This is a genomic window from Corallococcus sp. CA054B, assembly GCF_003611625.1.
GTDB lineage: Bacteria > Myxococcota > Myxococcia > Myxococcales > Myxococcaceae > Corallococcus > Corallococcus coralloides.
This window is the reverse complement of sequence record NZ_RAVY01000221.1, coordinates 1-15,312: the sequence shown is the minus strand read 5'-3', so window position 1 is coordinate 15,312 and position 15,312 is coordinate 1. Positions and strand designations below refer to the sequence as shown.

14 protein-coding genes are annotated in these 15,312 nt (G+C 70.4%); 4 read left to right on the top strand and 10 right to left on the bottom strand.

Features of this window, described 5'->3' with window-relative positions; all coding sequences use genetic code 11:
• Positions 1–167 precede the first annotated feature (167 nt).
• The 3 genes from D7V80_RS35130 to D7V80_RS35120 all read right to left on the bottom strand — a co-directional run bounded on the left by D7V80_RS35130 (position 168) and on the right by D7V80_RS35120 (position 2,342).
• Positions 168–560: a peptide chain release factor-like protein gene (locus tag D7V80_RS35130; protein ID WP_120592247.1), complete on the bottom strand. Its 393-nt coding sequence runs from the start codon at positions 558–560 to the stop codon at positions 168–170.
• An 84-nt stretch (positions 561–644) separates the two neighbouring features.
• Complete coding sequence (locus D7V80_RS35125) at positions 645–1,358, bottom strand: hypothetical protein (RefSeq protein WP_120592246.1); 714 nt, start codon at positions 1,356–1,358, stop codon at positions 645–647.
• An 84-nt stretch (positions 1,359–1,442) separates the two neighbouring features.
• The gene (locus D7V80_RS35120; RefSeq protein WP_120592245.1) at positions 1,443–2,342 is read right to left on the bottom strand and encodes a histone deacetylase; all 900 of its coding nucleotides are present in this window, start codon (positions 2,340–2,342) and stop codon (positions 1,443–1,445) included.
• Between the two features lie 129 nt (positions 2,343–2,471).
• Here D7V80_RS35120 and D7V80_RS35115 point away from each other — a divergent pair, with 129 nt between their 5' ends.
• On the top strand, positions 2,472–3,743 hold the full coding sequence (locus D7V80_RS35115) for a VWA domain-containing protein (RefSeq protein WP_120592244.1): 1,272 nt from the start codon (positions 2,472–2,474) through the stop codon (positions 3,741–3,743).
• 6 nt (positions 3,744–3,749) lie between these two features.
• On the opposite strand, the gene D7V80_RS35110 is transcribed toward D7V80_RS35115, so the two are convergent.
• The 5 genes from D7V80_RS35110 to D7V80_RS35090 form a co-directional block, all read right to left on the bottom strand.
• A complete protein-coding gene (locus tag D7V80_RS35110) occupies positions 3,750–5,369 on the bottom strand; it encodes a hypothetical protein (RefSeq protein WP_120592249.1) in 1,620 nt (539 codons plus the stop codon).
• Between the two features lie 41 nt (positions 5,370–5,410).
• Positions 5,411–6,244 (bottom strand): ABC transporter ATP-binding protein, encoded by an 834-nt coding sequence (locus D7V80_RS35105; protein WP_043322661.1) that lies wholly within the window; start codon positions 6,242–6,244, stop codon positions 5,411–5,413.
• An 85-nt stretch (positions 6,245–6,329) separates the two neighbouring features.
• Complete coding sequence (locus D7V80_RS35100; RefSeq protein ID WP_014394116.1) at positions 6,330–6,710, bottom strand: response regulator; 381 nt, start codon at positions 6,708–6,710, stop codon at positions 6,330–6,332.
• A gap of 102 nt (positions 6,711–6,812) precedes the next feature.
• Entirely contained in the window at positions 6,813–7,805 is a 993-nt protein-coding gene (locus D7V80_RS35095; protein WP_120592243.1) for an amidohydrolase family protein, read from the bottom strand.
• The gene (locus D7V80_RS35090) at positions 7,802–8,047 is read right to left on the bottom strand and encodes a hypothetical protein (protein ID WP_014394118.1); all 246 of its coding nucleotides are present in this window, start codon (positions 8,045–8,047) and stop codon (positions 7,802–7,804) included. Before D7V80_RS35090 ends, D7V80_RS35095 begins: the two co-directional genes overlap by 4 nt.
• A 323-nt stretch (positions 8,048–8,370) precedes the next feature.
• Here D7V80_RS35090 and D7V80_RS35085 point away from each other — a divergent pair, with 323 nt between their 5' ends.
• On the top strand, positions 8,371–8,646 hold the full coding sequence (locus D7V80_RS35085; protein ID WP_120592242.1) for a hypothetical protein: 276 nt from the start codon (positions 8,371–8,373) through the stop codon (positions 8,644–8,646).
• 147 nt (positions 8,647–8,793) lie between these two features.
• Here the strand turns inward: D7V80_RS35085 and D7V80_RS35080 are convergent, their stop codons facing one another.
• Positions 8,794–9,576, bottom strand: a complete 783-nt coding sequence (locus D7V80_RS35080) for a TatD family hydrolase (protein WP_120592241.1) — start codon at positions 9,574–9,576, stop codon at positions 8,794–8,796.
• A gap of 21 nt (positions 9,577–9,597) precedes the next feature.
• Positions 9,598–11,361, bottom strand: a complete 1,764-nt coding sequence (gene ggt / locus D7V80_RS35075; RefSeq protein WP_120592240.1) for a gamma-glutamyltransferase — start codon at positions 11,359–11,361, stop codon at positions 9,598–9,600.
• A 389-nt stretch (positions 11,362–11,750) separates the two neighbouring features.
• Between ggt and glmU the strand changes: the two genes are divergently transcribed.
• Both glmU and glmS read left to right on the top strand, forming a co-directional pair.
• Entirely contained in the window at positions 11,751–13,151 is a 1,401-nt protein-coding gene (gene glmU, locus D7V80_RS35065) for a bifunctional UDP-N-acetylglucosamine diphosphorylase/glucosamine-1-phosphate N-acetyltransferase GlmU (RefSeq protein WP_120592239.1), read from the top strand.
• Between the two features lie 113 nt (positions 13,152–13,264).
• The gene (gene glmS, locus D7V80_RS35060) at positions 13,265–15,100 is read left to right on the top strand and encodes a glutamine--fructose-6-phosphate transaminase (isomerizing) (RefSeq protein WP_014394123.1); all 1,836 of its coding nucleotides are present in this window, start codon (positions 13,265–13,267) and stop codon (positions 15,098–15,100) included.
• The last annotated feature ends 212 nt before the right edge of the window (positions 15,101–15,312 follow it).

Below are 15,312 nucleotides of genomic sequence, written 5' to 3'. Positions count from 1 at the left end.
GTCGGGGGCCACCCTCGGCTTGTGCACGCGGTGTGCCCCGGCGTGGGGGGACTCCCGTGCTGGGGACGCCTTGGAAAGAAACCGTGTGGCTGTGGCCAGGCGACGTCAGCGGCTACGCAAAGCTTGCGAGGTCCGCACGTCGTGCATAGCAGCGGAGGCCTGGCCGCCTAGTCCGCGAGCCTGCCGCCCCGGCCGGCCTTCTTCTCGGAGGTGCGCTTCTTGTCCTCCAGGCGCCGGCGCTTGGAGCCCAGGGTGGGGCGGGTGGCCTTGCGGACCTTGGGGACGAAGGTGAGGGCCTGGAGGCCGGCGCGCAGGCGGCGCACGGCGGCGTCCTTGTTCTGGGACTGGCTGCGGCGCTCGGTGGCGGTGACGGACAGCTCCGTGGGCGGGTGGGTGAGGCGCACGCCGCTGGCGGTGGTGTTGCGGTGCTGGCCGCCGGGCCCGGAGGCGATGAAGAACTCCACGTCGCAGACCTTCAGCAGGGCCTCGTCATCCAGGGCGAGGGCCTCCCGTGCGGCCTGGCGTCGAGCGGGTGCGATGGGGGTGGTCGGCGGCGTCATGGCGGTCCTCAAGTTAGCGCCGCGAAGACGCCGCCGGTACCCCGCGCCTGACACCGGGCGGCGCGGGGTCCCATGGAGGCCTGCTCAGGTGAAGTTCAGGTTGAACGTGAAGCCCGTCTTGGCTGTGCCGCCGTCCTCGGACCTGGCCACGAACTTCACCACGTAGGGTAGGACGGAGAGCGAGCGGTCCGTGGTGACGCGCACCTGCGCGGTCGTCTCGCCCGGGGCCAGGGTGACGGGGTCGGAGTCGAGCCGGTTGGAGGGGGTGGAGGTCTCAAGCTCGATGGTGAGTGGACCGGTGAAGCCCTCCGCGCGCGTCACCGTCACCGTCACCTGGGCGGACTGGCCGGGCGTCACGTTCACCTGGCGGGGCTCCACGGCGATGGAGAAGGCCTCGTTGGGCTCGGGCGGCTGCAGGATGATCAGGGAGATGTTGCCCCGGGCGGTGACGTTGTTGGCCGGGTCCTCCGCGATGAGCTGCAGCGCGTTCACTCCGTAGCTCGTGACGCCGGGGGCCACCGTGATGGTGGCGGTGGTGCTGGCGGTGGTCTCTCCCTCCGGGAGGGTGAAGTCCGGGCCGAAGGTGACGCCCTCGGGAACGACGGCCGGGCGCACGCGCACCTCGCCCAGGTTGTCCGCGATGCGCTGGAGGGAGATGTCATAGGGGACGGAGTCGCCGGGCGCGGCGGTGACGGTGTCCTCGCCTCCCCAGTCCAGGCGGTAGTAGGGCGTGTTGCCGCCACAGCCCAGGGCCAGCGCGCAGGCGAGGACGGCGAGACGGGGGAGGGAACGCGGCATGGGAGGGCTCCAGGGGTGGCGAAGCAGGGTCGAGCATGGGGCCGGGGCGAACGGGCCCGCAAGCGTCCCCGGGGAAGACGGGCGTCAGCGGAACAACGAACAGGCGGCCAGATAAGTCCCGACGTGGGCCTCCAGCGACGGCGCCAGCGGCCGCGCGTAGCCGCCGCCCAGCGTGAGCACCACGGGGAGTCCGCGCTCCTTCGCCGCGCGCATGACGCGCAGGTCGCGCTCGCGCAGCCCCGCGTGGGTGAGTGACAGCCGGCCCAGGGTGTCCTCCTCCAGCGGATCCACGCCAGCCTGGAAGAAGAGCAGGTCGGCGTGGGCGGACTCCAGGACGTGGGGCAGGTGCGCGTCGAGCGTGGCCAGGTACTCCGCGTCCCCCACGCCGTCCTCCAGCCCCAGGTCCAGGTGCGAGGCGTGCTTGCGGAAGGGGAAGTTGTGCTCGCCGTGCATGGAGAAGGTGAAGACGGACGGGTCGCCCGCGAAGACGGCCGCGGTGCCGTTGCCCTGGTGCACGTCCAGGTCCACCACCACCGCGCGTCGGATGGCCCCTTCGGCCTGGAGCACGCGGATGGCCACGGCGATGTCGTTGAAGACACAGAAGCCCTCCCCGTGGTCCGGGAAGGCGTGGTGCGTGCCGCCGGCCAGGTTCGCGCCGAAGCCGTCCTCCAATGCGGCGCGGGCGGCGGCCAGGGTGCCGCCCACGGACGCGCGCGCGTTGTCCACGAGCCGCAAGGACCAGGGGAAGCCCAGCCGGCGCAGCTCCGCGTCGGTGAGCTTTCCGCCGAAGAAGGCGTCCAGGTAGCGCGGGGTGTGGACGCGCTCCAACTCGCTGCGCTCCGCGCGGGGGGCCTCGTGGAAGGCGGCGGGGGGAAGGATGCCGCGCTCGAGCAGGATTTCGCGCAGCACGCGGTACTTCTCCATGGGGAAGCGGTGCCCGTCGGGCAGGGGGACCAGGTACCGGTCGATGTGGAAGACGCGCACGGACCCCGGGCGTAACGCCCGTTCCGGAGGGGTGCAACCGGGGGCGTAGAACTTCCGGCGGGCCTGTCCGTTACAGGAGCAGGCGGCGCGGATGTGCCCGCCCTGCCGTCCGTCATCCGGAGCCCACCCATGAACCTGAAGCCCCTCTCGCGGGCCGTCCTGACGGCCGCGCTCGCCACCGGTCTGTCCGCCACCTCCGCCTTCGCCGTCACGCCCGTCCGCGCGCCGGCGTCCACCCAGAAGCCCGCCGCGACGGAGAAGCCCTTCGTGAAGGGGGCGCCCACGAAGCCCACGGACACGCAGGCCCAGGCCCAGGGCCAGGACGCGCAGGCCCAGCCGCAGGGGCAGCGGCCTGAAATCGAAGTGGCGTTCGTGCTGGATACGACGGGGTCGATGGGCGGCCTGCTGGAAGGCGCGAAGCAGAAGATCTTCTCCATCGCGTCGCGCATCGCGAAGGGCAAGCCCACGCCGCACCTGAAGGTGGCGCTCGTGGCGTACCGGGACCAGGGGGACGCGTACGTGACGAAGCGCTTCGACCTGAGCGACGACATGGACTCCATGTTCGCGGAGCTGCGCAAGCTGGACGCGAACGGGGGCGGGGACCACCCCGAGCACGTGGGCCGCGGCCTGGGCGAGGCCGTGTCGCTGCTCAAGTGGAGCCAGGACCGCGAGGTGATGAAGGTCATCTTCCTGGTGGGCGACGCGCCCCCCGCCCAGCGCGAGGCCGCCTGGGACTTCAAGCTCTGGTCCAAGCGCGCGAAGGAGCGGCACATCGTGGTGAACACGGTGCGCTGCGGCGCGGACGCGAGCACCGAGGAGTCCTGGCGCTACGTGGCGAAGCTGACGGACGGCACCTTCGACTCCATCGACGCGGCGGGCGGCATGGTGGCGGTGGCCACGCCCTATGACGCGGAGCTGTCGCGGGTGAACGCGGAGCTGGCGTCGAAGACGCTGTACGGAGGCCGCGCGGAGGCCCGGGCCATGAACGTCGCCCGCGCGGAGGCGACCAAGGGCATGGCCGCGGAGGCCGTCGCGGACCGCATCAGCTACATGAAGACGAGCCGGGGCGTGGGCAAGAGTGCCCCCAGCGCCGGGGCGGTGAGCAGCGCGCCCGCGGCCGTCGCGGGCGGCGTGGACCTGCTGGAGAAGCCGGCCGCGCTCGACGCCCTCAAGGACGACGAGCTGCCCCAGGAGCTCAAGGGCCTCAAGAAGGAGGAGCAGGCCGCGAAGGTGAAGCAGCTGGCCGCCGAGCGCAAGGTGCTGGAGGAGAAGGTCGCGAAGCTCGCCACCGAGCGCGACCAGTGGCTCACGAAGAACGCCCCCGCCAAGGAGGACGCCTTCGACGCCAACGTGATGAAGAGCGTGAAGACGCAGGCCGCGAAGTTCGGCGTCACCTACTGAGCGCGGCTATTCACGCGTCACCGCCCGGAGGACGAGCTCCCGGCGCTGGTCCAACAGCCGCATGGCCCAGGGCCGCGTCACCCGGTACACGCCGAAGTGGAGCACGGCGAACCCGAGGATGAAGGCCACGGACTGCCAGCCCGGTCCGTCCTTCCCCGCGGCCCGCAGCGCGTGGCCAAACGGCATGCAGCCCACGCTGGCCGCGAGGATGCCCAGCATGGACGCGGTGAGGGGGATGCGGTCGCGCCGCTTGAGGCTCGCGTGGAACTTCACCGGGAAGTACAGCGACAGGAAGTTGCCCGCGGCCAGCAGCATGGGCACCACCGCCGCCACCGCGGCCATGGCGCACAGGAAGTCCACGAGCGTGCCCGAGCCGAAGTACACCCGGTAGAAGGCGCCCACCAGCACCGCCATCCCCAGCGCCGCCACGCCCTGCACCCGGTTCTTCGCGCGCAGCACGTCCGCCAGGTCCAGGGGCGCCGCCAGGAACACCGCGAAGCCGTGCCCGTCGTACGCGAAGGTGTTCTGGGAGAACGTGGACGCGATGACCACCGCGCCGTAGATGCTCAGGCCGCCCATCACCCACGCGTCCGCGCTGCCGCCCAGGAGGTACACGAAGAGATCCCTGCCGGAGAGCAGCTTCAGCAGGATGGCCAGGATGAAGGGCACCGCCGCCAGAAGCCGCGCGCGCGGGTTGCGCCACAGGTCCAGCACCTCGCGGCGCAGGAGCGTGTCGAAGCGCGAGCCCGTGGTGGCGAAGGGGTCGCTGTCCTTCCCATCCCCCCGGTCGCCGCCGGAGCGGCCTCCCGCCTGCCGGTGGAAGCGCATCAGGAGCGCGTACGCCACGCCCATGCCCATGGCGGTGAAGAACAGCAGCCCGAAGGCCTCCAGCATGGCGATGCCCACGCGCCCGTGCGCCAGCTGTCCCAGCCCGTCACCGAAGAAGCCCGGGGGCACCTGGCTGAGCGCCACCGCCGCGTTGATGATGAGGCTCATGTCCAGCGCGCCCACGCCCGCCTCGCCCACGCTGGTGAGCCACGACGTGTCGATGGGCGGGATGAACGACGCGGCGACGAGGAACGCCACCATGCCGCCGCCCATGATGCGCGCGCTGTGCTTCGCCCGCAGCACGTTGATGACCGTGTAGAGGCCCACCCGGCTCCACGCCGCGCAGAAGAGCGCGAACAGCACGTAGAGCACCGCCGCCAGCCACGGCGACGCCAGCCGGTGCCGCGACGCATAGCCCACCGCCGCGCCGGTGAGGGGCGCGTAGAACACCAGCGCGCGCGGCTCGAAGAGGCTGGCCACCGTGGAGCCCATCAGCAGGCGGAACGGCGAGATGGGGAACGCGGCGTAGCGCGACAGCTCCGAGTGGTCATCCACGCCCGCGGACAACAGCGGCCACGTCACCCAGGTGGCGGCGGTGACGAAGCACAGCAGGTTGAGGATGAAGTACGGCCACACGTTGCTGTGCACGATGAGCGGCATCCGCATCAGCTTGAAGAAGCTCAGCCCCAGCAGCACGCCCGGCGCGCTGGAGCCCACGAACGCGGCCACCGCGAGCAGGCGGCTCTTGCCCGGGCCCTGGTTGAGGCCCAGGTGCAGGCGCAGGCCCCAGAGCAGCATCAGGTGCTGGAAGAAGCCGGGGACCTTCGGACGCGGGGCGCTCACGCGGACTCCCGGCGCAGCGGCACCACGTTCGCCGCGGGCTCGCCGTAGAACGACAGCTTCGCGTTGCGCGCGGCGGGCACGGCGATCAGCTTCTCGAACACCGCCTCCAGCGTGGACACGCCGTGGCGCTGGCGAAGCTGCTCCACCGGGCCCTGGTCCAGCATGCGCCCGCCCCGGATGACGCCCGCGTGCGTGGCCAGCCGCTCGGCGATCTCCAGCACGTGCGTGGTGAGCAGCAGCGTCACGCCCCGGCGGGACAGCTCGCGCAAGAGTTCGCGGATGACGCCCGCGGCGAGCACGTCGATGCCCTCGAAGGGCTCATCCAGCAGCACCAGCTCCGGCGCGTGGATGAGCGCCGCGGCGATGGCGAGCCTGCGGCGCATGCCCTTGGAGTACTCCGCCACCAGCGCGCCCGCCTTGTACGTGAGCTCCGTCAGCTCCAGGAGCTCCACCGCGCGCGACGCGGCCTGGGCGCCGTCCAGCCCGTACATGCGCGCGCAGAAGGTGAGGTACTGGCGGCCGGTGAGGCGCTCGAAGAGGCTCAGCTCCTCCGGCACCACGCCCACGCGCTGCTTCACGTCCAGCGGCCTGGCCACGGCGTCCACGCCGAGCATGCGGATGGTGCCCTGGTCCGGCCCGTACACGCCGGTGAGCAACGCGATGGAGGTGGACTTGCCGGCGCCGTTGGGGCCGAGGAACGCGTAGAAGGCGCCCCGTGGAATCTGAAGCTCCAGGCCGTCCAGCGCGGTGAAGGTACCGAAGCGCTTGACGAGGCCGCGGGCGTCGATGGCCAGCTCTTGGCCGGCGGGTTCAGCAGGAGGGGGCGTCATGAAGGACGCCATCACACCATGCACCGTGGGGTCGCCCACAATCCTCGGGTTGACGGATGGTGCGGCCCGCCGGGCGCTTCCCGACTCAGTGCACCATGGCCACCTCCGGCGGCCCGACAATCTGCTGCACGGTGGTGCGCACCTTGTCCAGGTCCACCGGCTTGGAGATGTAGCCGGCGGCGCCCACCAGCTCCGCCTCCCACTCGAAGCCGTAGCCGGAGATGATGATGATGGGCAGGTTGCGCGCCCGCGGCATCTTCTTGAGCGCGTCCAGCAGGCCCCAGCCGCTCATGACGGGCATGCGCAGGTCCAGCAGCACGGCGCCCGGGATGTCGTCCTCCAGAAGGTCCAGTGCCTCACGGCCGTTCTTGGCCTCGATGGTGGCATAGCCCATCTCCTGGAGGGCATCGCAGATGAGCGTGCGGTGACTCGCGTCGTCGTCGACGACCAGGATGAAGTTCGACATGGGCTTGAGCCTCTGGAGTGGCGGCGTCTGCTTGGGGACCGCGATTCTATGGGGACGAAGATGGGAATGCCCCTTCCATTGCGGAAGGGCCTTCGTTTCTTTTCAACACTCTCCGTAGAGTGACAGCGTATTGCCGCCCAGCACCCCCGCGAGCGCGGCCTCGTCCAGCCCCAGCCCGGCCAGCGCCCGCAGCTCCCGGTCCCACGCATAGGGGATGTTGGGGAAGTCCGTCCCATAGAGGATGCGCTCGGGCCGGATCTCCAGCGCCTTCTTGGGGAGGGGCACGGGGAAGTAGCCGCCCACCGCCATGGTCGTGTCCAGCCAGAGCGTGTCATGGCGCTCCAGGAGGCGCGCGTACGCGTCGAACTCGTCCGCCCCCAGGTGCGGCACGCACAGCTTGAGCGTGGGATGATCCTTCAGCACGCGCTCCACCCGCTCCGCGGCGCAGAGCTGGTGCGGATCCACCGGGTACTGGGCGCTGGACGGCTCCCGCCCCGAGTGCATCACGAGCGGCCTGCCCGCCCGGGCGCACGCTTCATAGAGTTCGTTCAGCTGGGGCGCGTCCGGGGAGAAGGCCTGCACGTGGCAGTGCAGCTTCACGCCCTTCAGCCCCAGGGCGAACGCCTCCTCCAGGATGGCGACGGCGCCGGGCTCGCCCGGGTACACGGTGCCAAGGCCGATGACGCGGGGCTCGGCCTTCGCCACCTCCGCCACGAAGGCGTTGAGCGCGCGCGCCATGCCCGGCTTGTGGGCGTAGTGCAGGGCGACCACGCGCTCGACGCCCCGGGACAGGAGGAACGACAGCACGTGGGGCGTGTGCAGCTTGTAGCGGATGGGCCAGCCGTAGCGGTCGAACCAGCGCCACACCGCTTCGAAGACGCGATCAGGGAACAGGTGCACGTGCGCGTCCACGACGGGCGGCAGGCCGGGGTCCACGCGGGGCCCCTCCTCGTCCGCCAGCGCGGGCATGGGCATCTGGATGCCCCGCTCCCGCCAGGTCGCGGCCGGCGAGGAGGCCAGGCACGGCACCGGCGCGTCGGCGTCCTCGTGCTCGCTGTGAGAATGCGCGGGAGGGGGCTCGCGGGGGGCCGTCATCCGCCCGTGCCCGGTCCCGAGGGCTTCTTCGCGTCGTCTTCGTCCAGGTCCAGGCGCCGCAGGTAGCTGTTGTGCGCGTAACCCTGGCGCTCCAGCCGCTGCGCCTCGATGGCGTCCGCGACCTTCGAACACACCTGGCCGAGCATGCGCAGGGACTCGGCGATCAACCGCTCCGCGTGATCCTGCGCGTTGGCGGACGGAATGATGGGACGGTCGCGACGGAACGGCAGGGGCAACTTCATCCGCTGGAATCTAAGGGATGCCCCCGTCAGGTGCCACGCGTCCGTCCCGCCCCGTCCCCTGGCCGCCCCTCCCGAGCTGGCGGGTTCACGGAGTGTTGACAGCGCGACGCGGCATCGCCCCCCAGGCCGGGTTAACGGCGTTGACAGTGTTCCACTTTACATTTTGCGCCGGTCCGGCCCCCGGGGCCCCCCTGGGCACGCCCTTGAGTGGTGGCAACCTCCTGGAATCCCGAAGGGTTTACGAATTTTCAAACGGGGGGATGACAGCGCCGGGATTCGACTCTACATTGCGTCCGTCGGATTTCACTCAAGAGGTGCTGCGCATGGCTTACGACGGCGAGCTTGTGAAGATGCAGAACGGTCGCTGGGCGCGGTTCCAGCGGTGCCAGGTGTACCGGCCGGGCGTGACGGACGCCGGCGAGACCATGCTCCTGATCGCGGTGGAGCTGGAGGAGCGCTATCAGCAGCTGCTCGACGAGGCGGCGGACTCCCTCGCGGAGTACCGCTCCCAGGGCGTTCCCGTGCAGGTGCGGCTGGCGCCGGACGCGCAGGGGCTCACCCTGCACCCGGAGGCCCAGGCCTCCGTCTCGTTGAACTAGGCCCCCCTCCGGGGACACAGGTTGTAAAGCCACGGGCTCCGCGCTTCACGGCGTGGGGCCCGTCGCATTTACAGCGCTGACAGGCCCGGGCGGCCGTCCACTTTTCAACGCACCGCGCGCCACCCGCACGGCGCGCGAATGCCGCGCTCAGTCGTGGATCTGGAAGAAGCGGGCGGCGTTGTCCCGGGTGACCCGCCGGACGATGCGCTCGGACAGCTTCGCCTTGCCCAGCAGGTTCGCCGTGCGCGCGAGCCCCAGGATGTCCCCCGCGCCGTCGCCCGCGTCGGAGTCCAGCACCAGGCGCTCGCTGCCCAGCCGCCGCACCAGGGCCACCGCCCGGTCCGCCTGGAGGGCCTCCGGGTGCAGGGTGAGGCCGGCCCAGTGGCCCACCTCCAGGATGGTCCGCACGGTGCGCGCGTTGGCGTGGTCCACCAGCGCGCGCGAGGGCAGCAGCCCCGACTGGCGCAGGAGCGTGAGGATGCGCCGCGTGTGGCGCTCCTTGTCCTTGAGCGGGGTGTGCACCACCACGCGCAGCTTGAGCTGGCGGGCCAGGGCCAGCTGCTCGAGGAAGGCCTCTTCCTCCTCCTCGCCGCCCACGTGCAGCCCCGTCTCGCCCAGGGCCACCACCCGGCCGCCCTCGAAGTAGTCCGGCAGGTGGCTCAGCACTTCGGACAGCCCCCGGCGCGGGATGCAGCGCGGGTGCACGCCCAGGGCGGCCCAGGCGCGGATGCCCAGCCGCTCCAGGCGCGGCAGCTGCTTCTCCACCAGCTGGTCGAAGTGCTGGCGCAGCCCCTTGGCCGTGGGCTCCGGGAAGTGGTGCGCGACCACCAGGGCCCGCTCCACGCCGAAGAAGCGCATGGACTCCAGGTCCTGGTCCGTCAGGGCCTCCGGGTGGAGGTGCGCATCGAAGAGCGGGAGCGGCTCGGGCACGGGCAGTCGTTCTCCTTCGTTTCAGTCCTGGCCCGTCGCGGCGCCCTCGTTGCGCGGGTCACTGGAGGAATAGCGCAGGTTGGTGCGCGGGTCGCTGTAGACGGCCTCCGCGTCGCCCCAGGCGTCCACCCGGCGAAGCTTGTGGCCCTTCGCCTCCAGCGTGGACAGCGTCGCCGGCTCCAGGCCCCATTTGTCCACCCACAGCTCGTCCGGGAGGTACTGGTGGTGCAGGCGGCCCGTGCCCACCGCGCGCGTCACGTCCATGCCGTGGTCCACCACGTTGCTGATGGCCTGGATGACGGTGGTGGGGATGGTGGAGCCGCCGGGGCTGCCCACCGCCAGCATCACCCGCTTGGGGTCCTCCTTGGTGAACACCAGCGTGGGCGACATGGAGGACAGGGGCACCTTGCCGGGCTGGATGGCGTTGGGCTCCCCCGTGACGAGCCCGTACGCGTTGGGCACGCCCGGCTGCGCGGCGAAGTCGTCCATCTCGTCATTGAGGAGCACGCCGGTGCCCTTGGCCACCAGGCACGAGCCGAAGCTGTAGTTGACCGTGGTCGTCATGGCCACCGCGTTGCCGTCCTTGTCGATGACGGAGATGTGCGTGGTGTTCTTCTTCTCCGGCTCCGGCGTGAGCGGCCCCGCGTCCTTGCGCAGCGTGGAGGCCGGCAGGCCCGCCGCTTGCGGCAGCAGCGACAGGCTGGGCGTGGCCTTCTTCGGGTCGATGCCGCCCGCCAGGTCCGCGATGTGGCCGGGCGACGTCAGCCGCTCCAGCGGCACCTGCACGAAGGCCGGGTCACCCAGGTACTTCGCGCGGTCCACGTACGCGCGCCGCACGGCCTCCACATAGAGGTGCAGCGACTCCGGGTCGCGGTACGGCACACCCTGCGGCCGCAGCTGCTGGAGCATGCCCAGCACCTGCACCACCGCCAGCCCGCCCGCGCTGGGCGGCGGCATGGTGAGGATGCGGTGCCCGCGGTAGGTGGTCTCCAGCGGCGTGGCCGGGCGCGTGCGGTAGTTCGTCAGGTCCTCCTGCGTGAGCACCCCGCCCGCGTCCTGCACCGTCTTCACCAGCGCCTGCGCCACCGGGCCCGCGTAGAAGGCCTTCGCGCCGCCCTTGGCGATCCGCTCCAGCGTGCGCGCCAGGTCCGGCTGCTTGATGAGATGGCCCACCGGCGGCACGTCCGGTGTGCCCTGGGCGTTGGGCGTAAGGAAGATGCGCGCGGCCTCCGGATCCTGGCGCAGGCACTCCGCGCGGCCGGTGGCCATCTGCTGGTACTTGGGCGTCACCCAGAAGCCCTGCTTCGCCAGCCGGATGGCCGGGGCCAGCACCACCGCGGGCTTGAGCTTGCCGTGCTTGGACAACAGCTCCAGGTAGCCCGCCACCGCGCCCGGCACCGCCACGCTCAGGGCGCCGTCCGTGGACAAGCCCGGCACCAGCGCGCCGTCCTTCATGTACATGTCGCGCGAGGCGCCCTTCGGAGCCACCTCCCGGAAGTCCAGCACCTGCGTTCCGCCCGACTTCGCGTCGTGCACCAGCGCGAACCCGCCGCCACCCACGCCGGAGTGGTAGGGACCCACCACCGCCGCCGCGAACGCCGCCGCCACCGCCGCGTCCACCGCGTTGCCGCCCTTGTCCAGCATCTGGAGCGCGGCCTCGCTCGCGGGCGGATACGCCGTGGCCACCGCACCTCCCCGGTAGGGACGTGCCGCACCCGCCTGAGTCGCCACCAGCAACACCGCGAGTCCTAGCGCGCGGAACGACTGTCGTTCCACAGCTCCCATGTGTGCTTTCCCCACCTGGAATGCCTTTCCTTGTGATTTCCGGCCGTTCCCTAATGCACCATGCGTCGCGCCCGGACCAGGGTTTCAGCTAGGCAACATTTTTTTCCTTGGATTGTGAGCAGAAGCGCGGCAGTCTCGGCCCATGCGCAGCAACTGGCGGTGCTCATGAGTCCTCCGAACCCCGTGGAAAACCCGGCGTCGGTTCCGACTCCGGCCTCCACCACGGTGCGGCTGACGACGTTCTTGAAGCCGCGCTTCGGCATCACGGTCCAATGCAACACGTTGTGTGTAGCAGTCAGCGCCCGTCCCTCCCCGGACGCCCCGCGATCATCTTTGACGCCCGGGCGCGGTTGACGAGTTGATCGGCGGTCCCTAATTCTCCGCCGCATATGACAGCTCTGGCGGCGGTTGTGCTGTGCGCGGGCAAGGGCACGCGGATGAAGTCGGAGAAGGCCAAGGTCCTTCACCCCATCCTCGGCCGGCCCCTCTGCGCCTATCCCTTGAAGCGGGCCCTGGAACTGGGCGCCACGCACGTGGTGCCGGTGGTGGGCCACCAGGCCTCGGAGGTGGAGACGTCCATCCGCTCCCACTTCCCGGACGCGCCCCTGCGCTTCGCGCTCCAGAAGGAGCAGAAGGGGACCGCGGACGCGGTGAAGGCGGCCGAGGACGCGCTGCAGGGCCACGACGGCCGCGTGCTCATCCTCTACGGAGACGTGCCGCTCCTGCGCAAGGAGACGCTCCAGGCGCTGCTCGCCGCGCATGACGCCGCGGGCGGAGTGCTGGCGCTGGTGTCCACCACGCTGGAAGACCCCACCGGCTACGGCCGCGTCATCCGCGAGGCCGGCAAGGTGGCGCGCATCGTGGAGCACAAGGACTGCACCCCGGAGCAGCGCGCGGTGAAGGAGTGCAACGCGGGCATCTACTCCGTGGACGCGGCCTTCCTCTGGAAGGCGCTGGCGGAGATCAAGCCCGTCAACGCGCAGGGCGAGTACTACCTCACCGACCTGGTGGAGATGGCCGCGAAGCTGGGCCCCGTGGGCGCGGTGGACGCGGACGCCACGGAGACCGCGGGCGTGAACGACAAGGTGGAGCTGGCGGCGCGCGCCCGCGTCCTCCAGCAGCGCATCAACGAAGCCCACATGCGCGCGGGCGTGTCCATCCAGGACCCCGCCACCGCGTACATCGAAGAGGGCATCACCATTGGCACCGACACGGAGATTGGCCCCAGCGTGTCGCTGATGGCCGGCACCGTCATCGGGAAGGGCGTCACCATCGGCCAGGGCAGCGTGCTCACGGCTTCGGTCGTGGCGGATGGCACCCACATCAAGCCCTACTCCGTGCTGGAGGAGGCGCGTGTGGGCGAGCGCTGCATCATCGGCCCGTTCTCCCGGCTGCGCCCCGCCACGGAGTTGGCAGAGGAAGTGCATCTGGGGAACTTCGTGGAGACGAAGAAGGCCCGCATCGGCAAGGGCAGCAAGGCCAACCACCTGACTTACCTGGGCGACGCGAACATCGGCGCGGGCTGCAACATCGGCGCGGGCACCATCACCTGTAACTATGACGGGGTGAACAAGCACCTGACCGAGCTGGGCGATGGCGTCTTCATCGGCTCGGACAGTCAGCTGGTGGCGCCGGTGAAGGTGGGGGACGGCGGGTATGTCGGCGCGGGCACCACGGTGACGAAAAATGTGCCTCCTGGGAGCCTCGCTGTGTCCCGTGCGCCACAGGTGGTGAAGGAGGGGTGGGTGGCGGCCAAGAAGGCACGGCAGGTGAAGGTGAAGGCTGGTTAGGAAGAGTGCTCGCCTGCTGCTCGGTCGGCGGGGCGGGGTTGGGCGTGTTGGGCGTGAACGGGTTGCCCGTGGTTTGCTCCGGCGCCGCGGGACGAGAAAGAGGCAGGACGAACATGTGCGGGATTGTTGGCTACGTCGGTGACAAGGAATCTGCTCCCATCCTGGTGTCGGGTCTGAAGAAGCTCGAGTACCGGGGCTATGACTCCGCGGGCGTCGCGGTGGTGGGCGGCAACCAACTCAACGTGGTGCGCGCCACGGGCAAGCTGCGCAACCTGGAGAACCGCGTGGTGCAGGATCTGCCCAAGGGCACCACCGGCATCGGCCACACGCGCTGGGCCACGCACGGCCGGCCCTCCGACGAGAACGCCCACCCGCACACGTACAAGAACGTCGCGGTGGTGCACAACGGCATCATCGAGAACCACCTGGCGCTCAAGGCGGAGCTGCGCGCGCGCGGCCACGTCTTCTCGTCGGAGACGGACTCGGAAGTCTTCGCCCACCTCATCTCCGCGGAGGTGGAGCGCGGCGTGGACCTGCCGGACGCCGTGCGCACGGCCATCAAGCAGGTGAAGGGCACCTACGGCCTGGTGGTGGTGTGCTCCAACGACCCGGGCCGCATCGTGTGCACGAAGGACGCGTCGCCCATGGTGCTGGGCCTGGGCCAGGGCCAGAACTTCATCGCCAGCGACGTGCCGGCGCTGCTCGAGCACACGCGTGACTTCGTCTACATGGAGGAGGGCGACCTCGCGGTCGTCACCGCGGCGAAGGTCGACATCTTCAACCGCGAGGGCAAGCTGGTGAACCGCCCCACGCGCCGCATCGACTGGACGCCGATGATGGCGGAGAAGGGCGGCTACAAGCACTTCATGCACAAGGAGATCCACGAGCAGCCCCGCGCCATCGCGGACACGCTGCGCGGCCGGATGCTCCTCACCGAAGGCGACGTCCACTTCGAGACCTGGAACCTCACGCAGGAGCAGGTCCAGACCTTCACCAAGGTCACCATCCTGGCCTGCGGCACGTCCTGGCACTCGGGCGTGGCCGGCAAGCACATGATCGAGTCGCTGGCGCGGCTGCCGGTGGAGGTGGAGCTCGCCAGCGAGTTCCGCTACCGCGACCCCATCGTGGAGAAGAGCCACCTGGTCATCGCCATCAGCCAGTCCGGCGAGACGGCGGACACGCTCGCGGCCTTCAAGGAAGCGAAGCGGCTGGGCGCGCACACCATGGCCATCTGCAACGTCATTGGCAGCGCGATGACGCGTGAGGCGAACCTGCACGTCCTCACCAACGCGGGCCCGGAGATTGGCGTCGCGTCCACCAAGGCGTTCACCACGCAGCTCGTGACGCTGTACCTGCTGGCGGTGAAGCTGGGCCGCATGCGCGGCACGCTGTCCGTGGAGGGCGCGCAGGAGCACCTGACGCACCTGACGCAGGTGCCGAAGATGATTGAAGACGTCCTCAAGTGCGAGCCGCAGGTGAAGCGCGTCGCGCGCGAGTTCATGAACGCGCAGGACTTCCTCTTCCTCGGCCGCGGCCCCATGCACCCGGTGGCGCTGGAGGGCGCGCTCAAGCTGAAGGAGATCTCGTACATCCACGCGGAGGGCTACGCGGGCGGTGAGATGAAGCACGGCCCCATCGCGCTCATCGACGAGAAGATGCCCGTCGTGGTCATCGCGCCGAAGCAGCCGCACATCGCCTACGAGAAGATCATCGGCAACATCGAGGAGGTCCGCGCGCGCGGCGGCAAGGTCATCGCCATCCTCGACGAGGACGACAACCAGGCGGACACCCTGGCCGACCATGTCATCCGCATCCCCGCCGCCTGCGCGCTGCTCGCGCCGGTGGTGGCCACCATCCCGCTGCAGTTGCTCGCGTACCACGTGGCGGAGATGCGCGGGAACGACGTGGACCAGCCGCGCAACCTGGCCAAGAGCGTGACCGTCGAGTAGCGCTTCACGGCTTCCACGCCTGGATGCGAAAGAGCCCGGACTCCCTGCACAGGGGGCCCGGGCTTCTTCGTTCGCCGGCGCTACTGCTCGTCCGCCAGCTCCAGGAGCACCTCCAGGTCCGCGGCGGCGTCCAGCGACTCCAGCAGCTCCAGGTTCTCCATCACCTCGCGGTCCTCGTCGGTAAGCGGGGGCCGGGGCCGGCGGGGCTCGGT